The sequence below is a fragment of the Vitreoscilla massiliensis genome (assembly GCF_001457815.1).
Taxonomy (GTDB): domain Bacteria; phylum Pseudomonadota; class Gammaproteobacteria; order Burkholderiales; family Neisseriaceae; genus Vitreoscilla; species Vitreoscilla massiliensis.
The window spans coordinates 145,217-161,359 of the sequence record NZ_LN898217.1 but is presented as its reverse complement, the minus strand read 5'-3'; the positions used below and the strand labels follow the sequence as shown (position 1 = coordinate 161,359).

The 16,143-nt window shown below is 51.8% G+C and carries 12 protein-coding genes; 7 read left to right on the top strand and 5 right to left on the bottom strand.

Going from position 1 to position 16,143, the window contains the following annotated elements:
- Nucleotides 1-94 precede the first annotated feature (94 nt).
- The 3 genes from speA to BN3003_RS03030 all read left to right on the top strand — a co-directional run bounded on the left by speA (nt 95) and on the right by BN3003_RS03030 (nt 4,346).
- Nucleotides 95-1,984, top strand: a complete 1,890-nt coding sequence (gene speA / locus BN3003_RS03040; protein ID WP_058305262.1) for an arginine decarboxylase — start codon at nt 95-97, stop codon at nt 1,982-1,984.
- Nucleotides 1,985-2,127: 143 nt separating this feature from the next.
- Entirely contained in the window at nt 2,128-3,522 is a 1,395-nt protein-coding gene (locus BN3003_RS03035; RefSeq protein WP_058305261.1) for a hypothetical protein, read from the top strand.
- Between the two features lie 62 nt (nt 3,523-3,584).
- Nucleotides 3,585-4,346 carry a hypothetical protein gene (locus BN3003_RS03030; protein ID WP_058305260.1) on the top strand — a complete coding sequence of 254 codons (762 nt, stop codon included), beginning with the start codon at nt 3,585-3,587 and terminating at the stop codon, nt 4,344-4,346.
- Between the two features lie 80 nt (nt 4,347-4,426).
- On the opposite strand, the gene BN3003_RS03025 is transcribed toward BN3003_RS03030, so the two are convergent.
- The 3 genes from BN3003_RS03025 to BN3003_RS03015 form a co-directional block, all read right to left on the bottom strand.
- A complete protein-coding gene (locus BN3003_RS03025; RefSeq protein ID WP_082625512.1) occupies nt 4,427-5,155 on the bottom strand; it encodes a DUF4850 domain-containing protein in 729 nt (242 codons plus the stop codon).
- 691 nt (nt 5,156-5,846) lie between these two features.
- Nucleotides 5,847-6,878, bottom strand: a complete 1,032-nt coding sequence (locus BN3003_RS03020) for a threonine aldolase family protein (protein WP_058305258.1) — start codon at nt 6,876-6,878, stop codon at nt 5,847-5,849.
- 68 nt (nt 6,879-6,946) lie between these two features.
- Nucleotides 6,947-8,062, bottom strand: coding sequence for a cytochrome-c peroxidase (locus tag BN3003_RS03015; RefSeq protein ID WP_082625511.1), 1,116 nt, complete (start codon nt 8,060-8,062; stop codon nt 6,947-6,949).
- A 113-nt stretch (nt 8,063-8,175) separates the two neighbouring features.
- Here BN3003_RS03015 and BN3003_RS03010 point away from each other — a divergent pair, with 113 nt between their 5' ends.
- Nucleotides 8,176-10,743: a TonB-dependent receptor plug domain-containing protein gene (locus tag BN3003_RS03010; RefSeq protein WP_058305256.1), complete on the top strand. Its 2,568-nt coding sequence runs from the start codon at nt 8,176-8,178 to the stop codon at nt 10,741-10,743.
- A 144-nt stretch (nt 10,744-10,887) separates the two neighbouring features.
- On the opposite strand, the gene BN3003_RS03005 is transcribed toward BN3003_RS03010, so the two are convergent.
- Nucleotides 10,888-11,157 carry a hypothetical protein gene (locus BN3003_RS03005; RefSeq protein WP_058305255.1) on the bottom strand — a complete coding sequence of 90 codons (270 nt, stop codon included), beginning with the start codon at nt 11,155-11,157 and terminating at the stop codon, nt 10,888-10,890.
- A 275-nt stretch (nt 11,158-11,432) separates the two neighbouring features.
- Nucleotides 11,433-11,885, bottom strand: a complete 453-nt coding sequence (locus BN3003_RS03000) for a DUF488 domain-containing protein (RefSeq protein ID WP_199822539.1) — start codon at nt 11,883-11,885, stop codon at nt 11,433-11,435.
- A 254-nt stretch (nt 11,886-12,139) separates the two neighbouring features.
- Between BN3003_RS03000 and dinG the strand changes: the two genes are divergently transcribed.
- The 3 genes from dinG (at nt 12,140) to BN3003_RS02985 (ending at nt 15,965) form a co-directional block, all read left to right on the top strand.
- Nucleotides 12,140-14,272, top strand: coding sequence for an ATP-dependent DNA helicase DinG (dinG, locus tag BN3003_RS02995; RefSeq protein ID WP_058305453.1), 2,133 nt, complete (start codon nt 12,140-12,142; stop codon nt 14,270-14,272).
- 402 nt (nt 14,273-14,674) lie between these two features.
- Complete coding sequence (locus BN3003_RS02990; RefSeq protein ID WP_058305254.1) at nt 14,675-15,481, top strand: GNAT family N-acetyltransferase; 807 nt, start codon at nt 14,675-14,677, stop codon at nt 15,479-15,481.
- Nucleotides 15,482-15,491: 10 nt separating this feature from the next.
- Entirely contained in the window at nt 15,492-15,965 is a 474-nt protein-coding gene (locus tag BN3003_RS02985) for a hypothetical protein (protein ID WP_058305253.1), read from the top strand.
- The last annotated feature ends 178 nt before the right edge of the window (nt 15,966-16,143 follow it).

Below are 16,143 nucleotides of genomic sequence, written 5' to 3'. Positions count from 1 at the left end.
GTAAAAACCCTGCCCTAGCCACCATGCAAGCCGCACAGTAGGGAGTTTTTACGTTACCATGCGCCCCATGAAACCTACAATGAGAGGAAATAGCATGAGTTGGAGTATTGAAGACGCGGCCAGCGTCTACGGCATCAACCACTGGGGCGACGGCTATTTCGGCATTAATGCCCAAGGACATGTGGCGGTAAAGCCACGTGCAGACAAAGAACAATCTATAGATGTGTACGACTTGGTAGCGCAAGTGAATCAGCGCGGCCAAGACTTGCCGATGTTGTTTCGCTTTCCCGATATTTTGCAAGATCGGGTCAAGCGCTTGTGCGGCGCGTTTGACAAGGCAATAGACAAATACGATTACGATGCTAAGTACACCGCCATCTACCCGATTAAGGTCAACCAACAAGAATCGGTGGTGAAAAACATCATCGCCACCCACGACCAAGGCGTGTCCATCGGTTTGGAAGCCGGTTCCAAACCGGAATTGATGATCGTGTTGGCATTCTCACCTATCGGCGGCACCATTGTGTGCAATGGCTATAAAGACCGCGAATTCATCCGCATGGCGTTGATTGGTCAGAAGCTGGGCCACAATGTGTTCATCGTCATTGAAAAAGAATCCGAAGTTGATTTGATCATTGAAGAAGCCAAACACATGGGCATGTGCGCCAATTTGGGTTTGCGCGTGCGCTTGTCGTCGTTGGCTTCCAGCAAATGGGCCGATACCGGCGGCGACAAAGGCAAGTTTGGTTTGTCGGCCAGCCAATTGATTTCGGCCCAAAAGAAATTACAGGCCGCTGGTTTGGCTGGGTATGTGCGCTTGATGCATTTTCACATGGGCTCACAAATCGCCAACATCGCCGATTACCGCTTGGGCTTTAAAGAGGCCTTGCGCTATTTCGCCGAATTGCGCGCGCTCGGTTTGCCGATTGAAACCATAGACGTGGGCGGCGGCTTGGGCGTTGATTACGACGGCACTCACTCGCGCAATGCCAGCTCAATTAACTACTCCATGAGCGAATACGCGCACATCATTGTCAGCAGCTTGCAAGAATTCTGTTTGGAAAACGATTTGCCGGTGCCGAATATTTTCTCCGAATCGGGTCGCGCCATGACTGCCCACCACGCGGTATTGGTGATGAACGTCACCGATGTGGAAACCTTGCCATCGGAATGGCCGGAAATCGGTGATGTGGAAAACCTGTCGTTTCCTGCACGCAAATTGCTCGACTATACCCGCGTCAACGATTCAGAAATGGTCACCGAGACTTACCACCGCATCACCGTCTATTTCAATGAACTGACGGCGCTGTATGCCGAGGGCAAAATCGGTTTGGAAGAAAAAGCCATGGGCGAGCAAGTGTATTCGGTGTTGTGCCAACGCATGCACAAGCAATTGCTGTTGTTGGCGAACCAACGCTCGCAGCGCCAAGTGTTCGACATTTTGAACGACAAGCTGGCCGACAAATACTTCTGCAACTTCTCGGTATTCCAAAGCCTGCCCGATACTTGGGCGATTAACCAAGTGTTGCCGATTATGCCGCTGCACCGCTTGAACGAGCAGCCCACCCGCCGCGCGGTATTGCAAGATTTGACTTGCGATTCCGATGGCAAAGTCGGTCAATACATAGACCAGCAATCCATCGAAAACAACATGCCCATACACGCTTTGAACGGTACGCCGTATTTATTGGGCGTGTTTTTGGTCGGCGCTTACCAAGAGATTTTGGGCGACATGCACAATTTGTTTGGCGACACCGACTCGGTCAATGTGTATTTGAACGACGACGGCAGCACGCGTTTGGACGGTTTGGAAGAACACGACACCATCGAAGACATGTTGGCTTATGTGCACTTGTCCTCCAAGGAAATCCTCAACAAATACGAGGAAAAAATCCGCTTGGCTGGCCTCAGCTATGCCGATGAAAAAGTGTATTTCGCCGAGTTCTGCCACGGCTTAAAACAATCGTCTTACTTAAGCGTATAAAGCCTGATGTAGATGCACATGCGGCCTGTAAAACCATTTACAGGCCGCATTTTTATTTGGTCACAACATGCCACACTGGTTAAGATGGGGTCTTGACTCAAGCACTGCGGCTGATGCCGCCATGCGCACTAGGAGCACCTCTGATGCCACGCAGTCCCAAGATACCAGACTATTTTTGGCCGCAAGACTCGCTGGAAGCACGCTTATTGCACCGCTTGTCTGCTGACAACCAGCTTGCGACCACCCCAACAGCGGCTGTGCCCGCAGATGTCCTCTCACAAGCACAGGCACAAGCGCATTTGCACGCGGTTGGTTTGGGAGCAGATGCCAAACACACGGTTGAACATGCCGAGCTATTGGCCGACATCAAAGACTTGGTGGCGCGCATTCCACAACAAGCGGCCTGTAATGCCTTTGTCGCCGCCATCAGTTCGGCGCCGGCATGGTGGCGCGATGTGTTGCCGGCTTGGGCCTTGGCGCAGGCGATGCCGCTGCATGAATATCAAGCTTACAGCGTTAATTCCAGCACTTGCCGCCAGTGTTTTATGCCCGCCGCCAGTGCAGACTACGATATGCAACAACTGTGGCTGGCGCACCAAGACAGTTGGGACTACGGTACGATTTTTGGCCCGCTGCACACTTGGTTTGTGTTGCAACAAGCCTTGCAAACGCCGCTGCCCCTATGGCCACAGCCGCAACCACACGATGTGTACCAATGGCAGCAATTATTGGACTTGCTGCGCACCTTGCCGCCCAAGCTGCGCTACAGCAAGGTGCGAGAACCTGTGGCCAAATTGTTTGGCATCCGTGCCCATGCCGCCAGCAGCTTGCTCGAAGCCTTGGCCGATTGCGGCTTTTTAAACGTGCCCGAACACCCCGGCTTGTTGGAAACATGGCGCAGCGGCGCTGCCCGCGATGCGCGGCCAAATGTGCGGGTGGAAGTGGGTGGGCCTTTGGCATGGTGGCAAAGCGACATGGGTTTAAACGAGGCCTTGTTACAGCAATGTTTTGGTCATTTGTCCGTACCCAGCAGCGAGCCGCCCTTGCCTGCGCGACCACCAGCAGTAGCGCTACCTGAGTGGGCAATGCCGCTGTTCGCACCTGCGCCCAAGGTCGCGGCCAAACTGCGTTATCCACACATAGAAGCTGACATCGCCGCCGGCGATGTGTATGCGCTGCCGTTGCCAACGGGACGATGGCTATTGCTGTATTGTCATGGCGAGTGGGCGGTGCAGATGGCGCACAAAACCGTGGTGTATGCGGTGGTGGAATTTTTAAATGCGGTGTGTGACGACTTCCCGCCGCACGGTGCTTGGCAAGGGCTGGATTTTCAGCCGCGGCAAGGCAAGCGCAGCCATTACCGCTGTTCCGGTTTGGCACGCTTTCGCAACATCCGCCGCATCGCCCAAAACGTGGCCTTGCCAACAGGCACAGAGCCGATAGACTTACAGGCCGCTTGTGTGTTTACCAAGGCGGCCGATTTGGCCGAAATGTCACGCTGGCATTTCGATGATGATTCCATCAGCGACACCCCTTAAGCGGCCTGTAAACTCACAAAACACACTTTAATACTTGCAGCTTGGATACTTGAAGGAAACCCATGTCTTACTCACGCACCTTATTATTGGCCTTAAGCGGCTTATGCCTGTTGCCCGCCGCCCACGCCAGCACCGACACCCGCGCGCTGTTGGCCAAGCAATTTAAAAGCAGTGGCAGCTGTTTGCAATACCGCGATGAACAGCAAACGGATTACTGCTTGTTTGCTGGCCCCAGCCGCGAAGTGCGCATCGATGGGCAAAGCTATTTGTATGCACTGGCCTTGGGCGATGCCTATGATTATGCCGAAAAGCAAACCATAGAAGCGCATGCTTACAGCGGCGTGGCGGCGCTGTTTGTGTACCAAAAAGTCGGCAATGCTTGGCAGCTGCGCCACAAGGGCAAACCTGAGCACATCGGTGCTTATGGCACGGCGCCGCGCGCTAAGGCTTGGTCTTTGCACCAGTTTGGCCCCAAGACTTATGGCTATTTGAGCCAACATGCCGACATGCACCACGGCTATGCGGGCAGCCACTACGTCATCCTCACCCCATGGAAACAAGGCGTTGCCCGCAGCTGGCTAGGCGCGTCTTACAATACTGAGGGCGCATCGGAAACCGGCAAGAAATACGCCGATTTAGACGCCAAGTTTTACATCAACACCCAAGGCAAAACCACTGCGGGCATGTACCCATTGGTGTTCAAGGTCAACAATCAAAGCAATGGCAAAAAACACCCACAAAAAACCTATGGGGTGCCCTTCAATGCCGCCAAAGGCCAGTATGTGGCTCCAAAAAACTTTCCATTGAACGACATTGATTATTGAGTTTTGCGCATACGAAAGCGGCCTGTAAATCATTTACAGGCCGCTTGTTAACTAATATTGTGTTCAGCAATCACAAGGCATTAATGGATGCCTGTGTTCAAAATCAAACCGGCCAAATCTTGTTGCGCCGGTTTCAAGGTAGCGCGCAGGTTTTGGTAAGGGATGTCTTCACCACTGTCAAACACCGCTTTGCCATGGGTGGTGTATTGGCCTTTTAAGGTATAGCTGAACAAGGCATTGGTGCTATTAGGGCGCACAATTTTAATCGCCGCGCTTGGGTCGTTATAGCCAAATTCATTTTCTTTGGCCAGTTTCAAAGCTTGCGGGAAAAACGGTGAGGCGGCACTGTAAGCACAGCCAACACAGGCACCGCTGTTGTAATAGCTGATGGATTCACGGCCATCGGGGCTTTTTAACAAGAACGATTGCGAACCGTTCACACCCACCGCCGCTTCCACATCTTTCCAGCCGCGTGGCGCCAATACCCAACCGATGCCACTGATGCGCAAGGCTTGCAATTGCTCGCTTTGTGCCGCAGTCAGGCTCACATTCAAATCGCAGCTTTTCGGCGTGCATGCAACCTTATCTTGCAACAAACCGTCGTCCATCGGATTGTTGACGCTGATGGCAGCAGCCGGCAAGGTTTTGCCATCGGCCAAATACACTTTGCCTATGTTTTGCCATTGGTTTTGCATTTGGCGCACCGCACGCTCTTGTGCAAATTGCGGTACGCTGGCTTCATAAGCCTGAGCTTCAGAAATGCCGCTGAAACTGCCTATCATTAAGGCGATAAGTAAAGAGTGACGCATGGTTTTGTCCTTTTATTCTGTCTGAGCACTGATGCGGCATTGTGTGGTGTAGTCTGTAGGCTGAGCCTTAAAGTGGGTCACAATGGCCGCTGCTCTAGCGGGTTTTCCATGGGTAAAAATCCACCTTGCGTCAGACACAAGCTCAGCCAAACACACCAACAGCGTGTGCACACCTGTGAGGTACAGATGGGGCATTGTGCTTCAATGCCTGAACACACTTGCTTAACGCTGCCCGTTGTTTCTCAATATTGGGCATGTGGGTGTGTTTGCTGCTTGTCTGAGTCGGATTGCCATTGTTTGGGCTTTTGTATGATGTCTGCCGACACCTGCCGCAACAGCGGATTTCTACCATAATGTAATTGCGTCTGTGCCATCGCCATGGCGGCTTGATGGTGAGGGAATCATGCCACCAGCGAAACTCACATCCGCCCTATCTGTATATGCAATACTCATACCAGCATGTGATTTTTTCTTGGCAATTTTGTGTGATGGGTGATGGGTGCGGCCGTTTGCAACCGCGATTTGAGCATGGTGCTTCTGCTCAATTTTTAGGCGAAAACCACAGCAGACAAGGCATGCAGCACGATGGCGTTCAAGGTCTTTTCATCTTGACTGCGCCTAAAAAAAATTTAAAACCAACCCACAAAAAAATGCTTCTCGAATATAGCATTCTAAGGGGTTGGTATTTAGGTTATTTGCGTAATAATTCGGCGGTAACACGTAAAAACTCTTTAATATTGGCAGGTTCCGTTGCCCAAGAAGTGACCAAACGCACGGCGCTGTCGCTGTCATGGATGTCTTGCCAATGGTAAAACGTGAATTTTTGCTGCAATGCAGAAATCACCGCATTGGGCAAAATCGGGAAAATTTGATTCGATTGTGGCGCGGTTAAGAAGCCGCAACCCAAATCGCGCAAACCATCGGCCAAAGCCATGGCTTGTTCGTGCGCATGGTGGGCACATTCAAAAAACACTTGCTCGGCAAACAAGCCGACAAACTGCAAGCCCAAGATGCGGCCTTTGGCCAGCAAAGCACCGTGTTGCTTCATGCCATAGCGAAAGTCGGCCTGTAAATCTGGATTCACAATGACAATGGCTTCGCCCAATAAAGCGCCGTTTTTGGTGCCACCGATGTAAAACACGTCTGCCACTTCGGCCATAATGGCCAAGCTCAATTCGCTGTTGGCGGCCAAGGCTGCGCCCAAGCGTGCGCCGTCTATGTGCAAATACAAACCCAAGTCATCGCAACACGCACGCAGCGCCCGTAATTCGGCCACGCTGTAGACGCTGCCGATTTCGGTGGTTTGCGAGATGTAGACCATACGCGGTTTGACCATGTGCTCATCGGTATGGGTTTTGACCGCAGTCATTACCGCTTCAGGCGTGAGCTTGCCGCTGTTGGCCACCGGCATGGTGATGACTTTGTGACCTGTGGCTTCAATCGCGCCGGTTTCGTGCACGGCGATGTGGCCGCTTTGTGCCGCGATCACCGCTTCATGCGGGCGCAACACCGACTTGATGATGACGGTATTACTTTGGGTGCCGCCGCTGACAAAGTGGATGGCTGCTTGTGGGGCATTCAGGTGTTGCTGGATATGAGATGCGGCCTGTAAGCAATACGCATCTTCACCATAGCCCGCACTCTGTTCCAGATTGGTTTGGGTGAGCAAAGCCAAGATGCGTGGGTGGGCACCTTCGCTGTAATCGTTTTGCAAGGAAATCATCCGACATGCGTCCTGTAATGTGTAAAGAAGCCCATTGTAACGCTGCCGCCACTGCTGTCACGGCATTCTTACAAAGTTTCAAGGAAGCGGGTCACGGCGCGGCGCTCGTCTGGGGTCAGATTCAAAGGCTTAATCAAGGGGTCTAGATGCGGCTGGTGCGACTCGGCCGGCGCGCCTTTGGCCAAGCCTTCGCGCATGCCGATGTTGTACATCGCCACCACGCCTTGCAAATTGACAAACAAGCCATGGTGAAACCACGGTTTGGTTTTGCTCAAATTGCGCAGACTGGCGGTTTTGAATTTGCCCCAGTCTTCGATATTTTGGGTCACTTCATAGCGGCCAAAGTCTTCCCATTTGCGCCCTGCCAAGGTTTGGTTGAGGTTGTGCAACTTGCCATCGGTGAGCATTTGGCCAGTGTGACAATTCATGCAGCGCGCCTTGGTGCGAAACAAGTGCAGACCTTGCAATTCCTCGTCCGACAGCGCTTGCTTGTCGCCCAATAAAAACGCATCGAACTTGGTCGATTCTGGTCGCAAGGTGCGTTGGTATTCCGACAAAGCCTTGGCCACGGCAGCAATGTTAATGCCCTCACCAAAAGCGGCCTGAAAGCGCGGCTCATAGCCCGCTTGCTTTAAAATACTCGGCACTTTGGCCAAATCTTGGTTCATTTCCACGTGGTCGGTTAAGGGCATTAACGCTTGTTGCTCCAAACTGCTGGCACGACCATCCCAAAAGAATAGGCCATGCGCCGAACCCAAATGCATTAAGGCTTGCGCATTGCGACGGCCTTGGCGGTTGTACACACCAGTCGACACCGCGCTTTTTTCGGCAAAACCTTGATACGGCAAATGGCACGAAGCGCAGCTGACTTGGCCATCGTCAGACAGACGCGGTTCAAAAAACAGCGCCTTGCCCAAAGCCACTTGTTCAGGATGCTCAGGCGCGGGCGGCGGATTGGGCGACAAAGGCTGCAATTCTTGAAACACCACCCCGTCATCTATCTGCGGCTTGGGCCAATAACGGCTGTCGGCGCTGTAGACCGCACGCAAGCACGCAGGCTCAGCCACATTACAGACCACTTGTCCTTGCCCGTCAAACACCCGCGTTGATGCGGTTTGGCACGCTGCCAACACCACCATTACCGCCCCACCCCACACATATCGCTTCATCACTGCTGTAGCCATCGCCTAAAATCATTATTATAAATGATAATGATTATTAAAATAAGTTGTATCTATAAACATTAACGATTATCATTTACAACATTAACAATACTTAACTCGCATACACGCACATCATGCTTCCTCAAAAACCCATCTTGGCAACGGCCTTGTCCTGCCTCAGCCTCTTGCCTGTCCACAGTTACGCCGACGAGCTCAATAGCGAAACCACCGAATTAGCACCGATTGTCATCGAAGCCAAGGCCAGAAGCGATGTGCAACATTTGAATGAACAAGACATCCAGCGCCTGCCCACGCGCAATGGCAATATCGTCGATTTGCTGCGCACCAATCCGGCAGTGCAGTTTTCTAACAGCAGCAATTCATCTACCCAAGCCGGCGAAATCAGCTCCGACACCGTGTCTTTTCATGGTGAGCCGTATTACAACAATGCCTTTATGCTCGATGGTTTTTCCAATAACGACAGTATGAACCCCGGTGCCAGCAACAGCGGCTTCACATCAGAAGAAGAATTTGAAAGCCCTACCGGCATGTATTTGGCACCGGGCAGCCCTGAAGCCTTTCAAGTCGATACCGCTTTGGTGCAGCAAGTCGACGTGTACGACAGCAATGTGCCGGCCAAATACAACCGCTTTACCGGCGGTGTGGTCGATGCCAAATTAAAAGACCCAGACACCCAAGCCGCCAGCGGTTCGGTCAGCTTTCGCACCACCCGCGACAATTGGACGCAACTGCATTACACCGATGAGCAAGTGGAAAAATACGGCGAAATCGACGCTACTGACGATGTGCAACCCGAGTTTGTCAAACAGACTTACAACCTCAGCTTGAATCAACCATTAAGCGACAACGCCGCCTTATTGCTCAGCTATAACCGCACCCAATCACGCATCCCTGAAAACCACACCATCTTGGGTCAACGCGTGGAAGAAAAGCGTTTGGCACAAACGTTGATGCTCAAAGGCTTGTACCAAGCGAATGAAGACAACCGTTTGACCGCGACCTTGATGTACTCGCCACATGAAAACACCTATTACGCCAACAATGTCAAAAATGGCCGCTACCAAAGTGAAGGCGGCGGTTGGCGCGCCAACTTAAATTGGCAACACGATTTTGACGGCGGCAAGGTCGAAACCGCCCTCGCCTATACCCAAGACAAAAACAAGATAGGCTACGATGCGGGCTATGATTATTACAACTGGAAAGCCTCCAACAGCTTGGATTGGTGCACTTTGCGCAGTACCAGCAGTGGCGATTGTTTGTGGTCACGCGAAGGCGGTTTGGGCACCTTGGAATCCACCACCAAAACATGGACGCTGAAACAAGATTGGCAATGGGATGCCTTGGCCGCAGGTGACAGCGCTGCACACAGCTTCAGCGCCGGTTGGAACATAGACCTCGCTCAAGCACATGCCAGCCGCCCACAAGATGTCCGCTACATGAGTTATACCGGTACGGCTTTGCCGCCCACCAGCAATGGCTGCCAAGACTGCATACCCGGTGAGCAATACCAAAACTCGATGGTGAAGTACCGTGCTTACGACACCAGCGTGCAGGTCAACAATTATTCATTTTATGCGCAAGATGAGATGCAACTCGGCCGCGTCACCCTCACTCCCGGCCTGAACTTCAATTACGATGATTTTTTGGGCAATTTCAACATCAGCCCGCGCTTTGCCTTCAATATTGATGCCTTGGGCAATGAGCGCTTGCATGTTTTTGGTGGCTTAAACCGCTATTACGCTGGCAACATGCTCGCTTACGCGCTGCGCGCCAAAGTGCCGTATAACGAATCGTACACGCGTAAAAATGACCCAAATAACGGTGAATCGGATTGGACGTTTGAAAAATACGCCGCCAATTCGGTCGCTTGGGACACTTCCGATTTGAAAACACCGTACAGCGATGAGGCCAACATCGGCTTTGATTACACTTTAGGCAACCATGTGCTCAGCGCAAAATTCGTGCACCGCGACAGCCACGACCAATTCAAATCCAGCCGCCGCGATGACGATGTGAAAATCATGAGCAATGAAGGCGCTACCAGTGCCAACACCTTCAGTTTGGGTTTGGCCAGCAAACAAGCCTATGAATGGGGGCCGTTGCAATTGGGCTACCAATTTGGCGCCCGTTATCAAAAGACCAAAACCAATAACCAAGGCAATTACGACGAATCGCTGCTCGCCGACGTGACCACAGTCACCACGCCGTATTACCTGTTTGAGGGCAAGCGCTATGAATCGGCCGAAGATTTGCCGCCATTCAATTACAACACGCCGTGGAACGCTTTCTTAGAAATCCAAACCGATTTCCCCACATGGCACTTGCGCTGGACGCATCGCTTGAATTACCGCGATGGCTATACCCATTACAACCGCAGCACGGTGTTGTCGTGTGCCCAGTCCAGCCAGCCGGAAGCCTGTGGCGATTGGGAAGGCCGTGTGTACGACTACACCAAGCGTAGCTACAAAGACGCGTTTACCTTGGATTGGCGTTTCTTGGTCGACATCCCCGTGCGCGGCAAGCAGAAGTTTGAGCTGTCCTTGGACGTGCTCAATGTGTTGGACAACAAAGTCGCCGGCAGCGATGCCAGCTCGACCTATCTTGGCGGCACCAGCAGCCAATACAGCAGCACTTACGAAGTCGGTCGCCAATTCTGGTTGGGCGCAGCGTATCGCTGGTAAGCAGCAATACAAATAATATCAATGCCAATAAGGGAAAAGCGGCCTGTAAACCTTTGATATCGGGTTTACAGGCCGCTTTAGGTATCACACTGGCTTCAGGAGTAGGGATAAACCCATGTGCTACCCAGTACCGTTGTAGCTAGTTTAGTGGCTAACGCGCACGCCAGAAGTTTCAACTGACACTTGGCTGGCAGTGGTTTCACCGGTGTATTTGAACAATGGGTTCACCACTTTGCCATTCACTTTGCCGTAATTCACTTGTTCGGTAGCGATGGCTTGGCTTTGCACTTGGGCATTGCTTTGTGCGTATGGATTTTGTTGTTCGGTGGCATTGGTGAAGTTAGCGATGTTGGCTGCCATGGCAGTAGAGATGCTCAATGCGGCCAATACGGTGGTGATGATGGTTTTTTTCATTTTGTTTGCCTTTAACTGTAAGTTGTTGTTTGTTTGTTGATTCGATGTATGCAGTGTATTGCTTCTTGCGAGTTGAAAACACTAGCAAATCTTCAATACAGCGTTAACTTAAAGTAAATGAACTAGCAAAGACGGAGCATCTCATCCATTTTCGCCTAGACATACAGAACAAAACCGTACTTAATATTCCCATGCTGCTACCACAACACCGATAAAAAGCGGCCTGTAAACCATAACATCAGGTTTACAGGCCGCTTTTACTTGGTATGAAACAGTTACAACAAATGGCGTATGTCCAAGTTCAAATCGCTGTGCTGTTGCAAATACTGCAATACCAAACGGCGATGACATTGGTATGGCTCGTGTTCGCTGCACAACAAACAGCCGTGTTCCAATAAGGCGTGCGGCACATCGCGCTCAATATTGCGCTGCGCCATCAAGTCCATAAATTCGTCTTCAAAGCGCTCGGCCGCGATGTCGCCGTTTTTGTATTGCTTCATCAGGCTTTCGGTCGGCGCCCAATTGGGCATGGCGACATAATCAATATTGGCCACTTCACGCAGGAAAAACGCCAAATCATCGCGCTTGGCAAAGCCAGCCAATTGCGACACATTGTTCAAACGCACATCCAGCACGGTTTTAACTTGGTTGGCGCGCAGTAACTGAAAAAACTGTTCGGCATTTTTCTTGGTAAAACCCAAGCTGAACACCGTCATCGCCTCAGACATCATCCCCTCCTTGAGCAAATTCGCATCGCATCCATACAGTGTGCCCAGTATGCACAGAGTCACACTCACGCCACAAGTTGCTGCGGCATACAGGCCGCATGGCCACTTAAGCGGTCTGTAAAGCCATGACCACACAAACCCAGTGGCAGATGCACATTGGTTACACAAATCAAGCGCATCTGTGCCACAAGCATAGGCTTCTGTTTCAGAAAGCTTTATACTGGGCGCTGTTTCCTCCATCCCAGTGCGTGGCCATGCTCACCGACCTCGAAAAAAACGCCATTTCCGACCATTACAAAAACATTGCCCAAAATCTGCCCAATTTCCGCCCGCGCGCCGCGCAACGGGAAATGTTGGCAGCAATCGCCAATGCCTTCAGCCGCAGCAAAACCCGCAGCAGTGAAGACGAGGAAATCGAGCGCAATGGCGAAAGCATCGCCGTTATCGAAGGGCCAACAGGCGTGGGCAAGAGCTTGGCCTATTTGCTCGCTGGCGGCATCATGGCGCAAACGCGTGAGAAAAAACTCATCGTCACCAGTGCCACCATCGCCTTGCAAGAACAATTGGTCAACCGCGATTTGCCGTTTGTGGTGGAAAAAAGCGGCTTGGAATTGAGCTTTGCCTTGGCCAAAGGCCGCGGTCGCTATTTGTGCCCGTACCGCCTGTACCAATTGACCAATATGAATGCGCAAACCTCGTTGGGACTGGAAGACAACAGCGCCGCCGCGTTGTGGGACCACAAACCCAAACAGGCCGAACTCGATACACTGCATGCGCTTGCTGATGCGTTTACCTCGCGCCGTTTCAATGGCGACCGCGACACTTGGCCGGAAAACATCGACGATGGTTTGTGGCAACGCATCACCAACGACAGACATGGTTGCCTCAAACAAGGCTGTCCAAACCGGCCTGAATGTCCGTTTTACTTGGCGCGCGATGTGCTCGAAACCGTTGATGTGGTGGTGGCCAACCACGATTTGCTGTTGGCAGACATTTCCATGGGCGGCGGCGTGATTTTGCCTGCGCCTGAAAACGCGTTTTACTGCATAGACGAGGCGCACCACTTGGCCAAAAAAGCGGTCAACCAATTCGCCGCCGAGCACAGCTTGAGTCAAGCGCAAACCTTCTTGGAACGCTTGCCCGCCTTAACCGGCAAAGTGGCCGCCTTGGCCGACAAGGCCGAAATCGCCAATTTGGCCGATGAAGCCGCCACCGCCCTGCTTGAACACTTAAGCGAGTGGATGTGGCAAGTGCAACAAGCCGACGAATTGGCGCCGAATTCTTCCGGCAGCGATCCGCTGTGGCTGTGGGACAAAGGTCTCATTCCCGAAGGTTTGGAAGGCTTGGTCGACAACTGCGCCATCAGCGCGCGCATGGTGTTGAAACATTTGTACGGTTTGAACGATGCTTTGGCGGCGCAGCGGCGCAGCAAAGACAGCGACACCATGGTCATCGACACCACCAACAGCGAATTGGGCATGGCCATCGCCATGGCCGAGAAAATCAATGCGGTGTGGGACTTGATGGCAACCGTGCCGCACGACAAAGAGCCGCCACTGGCCAAATGGATCGTGGCCAAACGCCAAGGCAAAATTGATTATCTGTTTTGCGCCTCGCCCGTTTCCAGCGCTGGCCTGCTCGCCAGCCGTTTGTGGCGCCGTGCTGCCGGTGCGGTATTGACCTCGGCCACTTTGCAAAGCTTGGGCAGTTTTGATTTATTGCTGCGCCAAACCGGTTTGCAATGGTTGCCCGACACCACCACATTGGCTTTGGAATCGCCATTTGATTTTGGCACCCAAGGCGAATTGTATTTGCCACGCCTGCCGGTCAGCCCCAAAGACGCCAACGGCCACACCATGATGATAGCTGAATGGTTGCCCCAATTGATAGACCTCAGACAAGGCATAGGCACGCTGGTGTTGTTCTCGTCGCGCAAGCAAATGCAAGAAGTGGCGCTGCGCCTGCCGACTGAGTATTTGGATGCCTTATTGGTGCAAGGCGACATGCCCAAAGCGGCCTTGTTGGAACAACATTTGCAAAAAATTCAGGCCAACCAAGTCAGCATTATTTTTGGTTTGGACAGTTTTGCCGAAGGCTTGGACTTGCCCGGCTTTGCCTGCATGCACGTCATCATTGCCAAGCTGCCGTTTGCCATGCCCGACAATCCCATCGACAAAACACTCAGCGATTGGATTTCCGACCAAGGCGGCAACCCGTTTATGGAAATCACCGTGCCCGAAGCCAGCATCAAGCTGATACAAGCAGTGGGGCGCTTGATACGCACCGAAAGCGACATGGGGCGCGTGACCATACTCGACAGCCGTTTGACCTCGGCCAGTTATGGCAAAAAAATGCTGGCGGCGCTGCCACCGTTTAAACGCATCTAAATCTTCATCACATTACGCATTCAATACTAAATAAGCGGCCTGTAAACCTTCAATAGGGTTTACAGGCCGCTTTATTTCATTCTTGCACATCAATAACACATGATGCTGTACCGCATTCATCATGGTATGAAAACCACTCCAGACTCGGCTAACAAGCATTGCTTCTGTGACCTGTTTAGAACCCGAGTAAGATAGCTAAGATGAACAGACCAATAGTGACATTCGTCCGCAAACAGCGCTCTTTACAGTCATTTACCACCCGATGTTCCGCCTATCGGACGCAAGTGTCGCGAAAACCCCTGTTGGGCGCAGCAGTTGGATACTAAGCTGTGCCACAGTGCGTTATAATAGCGCTCATTCTAATCACCCACGCTGTCTGCGCGTCCTGAAAGAGCGAATCTTATGCAAGTATGTAATCCGTATGAAATTCTGATTCAAGGCATCACCACCAAAGGCAAACGCTTCCGTCCCAGCGACTGGTCTGAACGTTTATCCGGTATCTTGTCTTCATTCAATACAGGCCGCTTGTCCTATCACCAATATGTGCGCCCTTTGAGCGTGGACAATGTCAACTGTGTGGCCGTGGACAAGAAATTGGCAGAATTGCATCCGGAAATGTTCCAATTCTTGATGGACTTCGCCCAAGACAATGATTTGCGTTTGGTCGATTGTAAGGAAATGGGCGAAGCCGAATCGGTGATTGAAACCGCGCCCCAAGCCGCACCGGTGGCGACTCCTGCACCTACTGCCGCACCCAAACCGGTACAACCGGCTTACACCATCAAAGAAGTGTTGCCACCCGATACCGATTTGACCTTCGATGTGATGAAGGAATTGCGCCCTAGCTTGTTAACCGCGCAATCGTATACCAACCAAGTCGACAACATCCAACGCGGCGCGGGCTACCGTTTGTTTGCGGTGTTTGTGCCTGAGCAAAAAGAAGCCGTGGCCGTGTGCGGTTTCCGTTTGACTCACAACTTGGTTTGGGGTCGCTACATTTACATTGATGACATCGTCACTCAGCAAACATTCCGCCGCCGTGGTTATGCCAATGCCTTGATGGATGCAGTAACGGTAGAAGCGCGCAAACTCGGCTGCACCGAGATTCACTTGAATGCCAATGTATCGCCTGAACGCAGCGCCATGCACAGTCTGTGTTACAACAAAGACTTCTTCATCGCCAGCCACCACTTCCGTCGCAACCTGTAAGGATGACATCATGCCAGTGACCCGTGAACAATGTTACACCGCACTGGCATCGCTACATCTCGCCCCAATTTTCTTGCAATGCTATCAGCAAGAAACCCTGCCTGACATGATGGAGCTGTATTTCAGGCCGCCTGAAGTGTTTTTCATCACCCCCGAAATCCAAGTCCAATACACCAACAATGTGTTGATACCGATTTTGGATGAGGGCAGTTTCGATACCGCCATCTTGCTGCACCCGCACACAGGGGCACTGTATCGATACAGCATCGAATTGCCGCAGCAACCCTTACACACATTCGCCTCTTGGCGCCAATATTTGGCCGATTTAATGCTGCGCATCGCCGAACTGGCAGAAGACGATGCTGAGATTGTGCACTTGGGCAACATCATCGGCTTTACCGATTTCGATGCCTTATTTGCCTTTTTGGCCTTGCCCTATGCCGCAGATACCGCCTCAAACACACAATTTGTGCAGCAATTTTAAAACGCCACAAAATATTTATTTCTGTGCTGTAAACGGGAAATTTCGCAACTTTCCACCTCCAGACAGTCGACTCATAATCGGTATTTATTGCCAATAATTTAATAATTAATGACATTAAATTTTAAACAATACTCATTCTTAACTGTAACCCATACCGCCTGCATACTGTACTTTCCTT

Coding starts and splice junctions, on each gene's coding strand:
- speA (WP_058305262.1), top strand. CDS start 95: ATGAGTTGGAGTATTGAAGACGCGGCCAGCGTCTACGGCATCAACCAC.
- BN3003_RS03035 (WP_058305261.1), top strand. CDS start 2,128: ATGCCACGCAGTCCCAAGATACCAGACTATTTTTGGCCGCAAGACTCG.
- BN3003_RS03030 (WP_058305260.1), top strand. CDS start 3,585: ATGTCTTACTCACGCACCTTATTATTGGCCTTAAGCGGCTTATGCCTG.
- BN3003_RS03025 (WP_082625512.1), bottom strand. CDS start 5,155: ATGCGTCACTCTTTACTTATCGCCTTAATGATAGGCAGTTTCAGCGGC.
- BN3003_RS03020 (WP_058305258.1), bottom strand. CDS start 6,878: ATGATTTCCTTGCAAAACGATTACAGCGAAGGTGCCCACCCACGCATC.
- BN3003_RS03015 (WP_082625511.1), bottom strand. CDS start 8,062: ATGGCTACAGCAGTGATGAAGCGATATGTGTGGGGTGGGGCGGTAATG.
- BN3003_RS03010 (WP_058305256.1), top strand. CDS start 8,176: ATGCTTCCTCAAAAACCCATCTTGGCAACGGCCTTGTCCTGCCTCAGC.
- BN3003_RS03005 (WP_058305255.1), bottom strand. CDS start 11,157: ATGAAAAAAACCATCATCACCACCGTATTGGCCGCATTGAGCATCTCT.
- BN3003_RS03000 (WP_199822539.1), bottom strand. CDS start 11,885: ATGTCTGAGGCGATGACGGTGTTCAGCTTGGGTTTTACCAAGAAAAAT.
- dinG (WP_058305453.1), top strand. CDS start 12,140: ATGCTCACCGACCTCGAAAAAAACGCCATTTCCGACCATTACAAAAAC.
- BN3003_RS02990 (WP_058305254.1), top strand. CDS start 14,675: ATGCAAGTATGTAATCCGTATGAAATTCTGATTCAAGGCATCACCACC.
- BN3003_RS02985 (WP_058305253.1), top strand. CDS start 15,492: ATGCCAGTGACCCGTGAACAATGTTACACCGCACTGGCATCGCTACAT.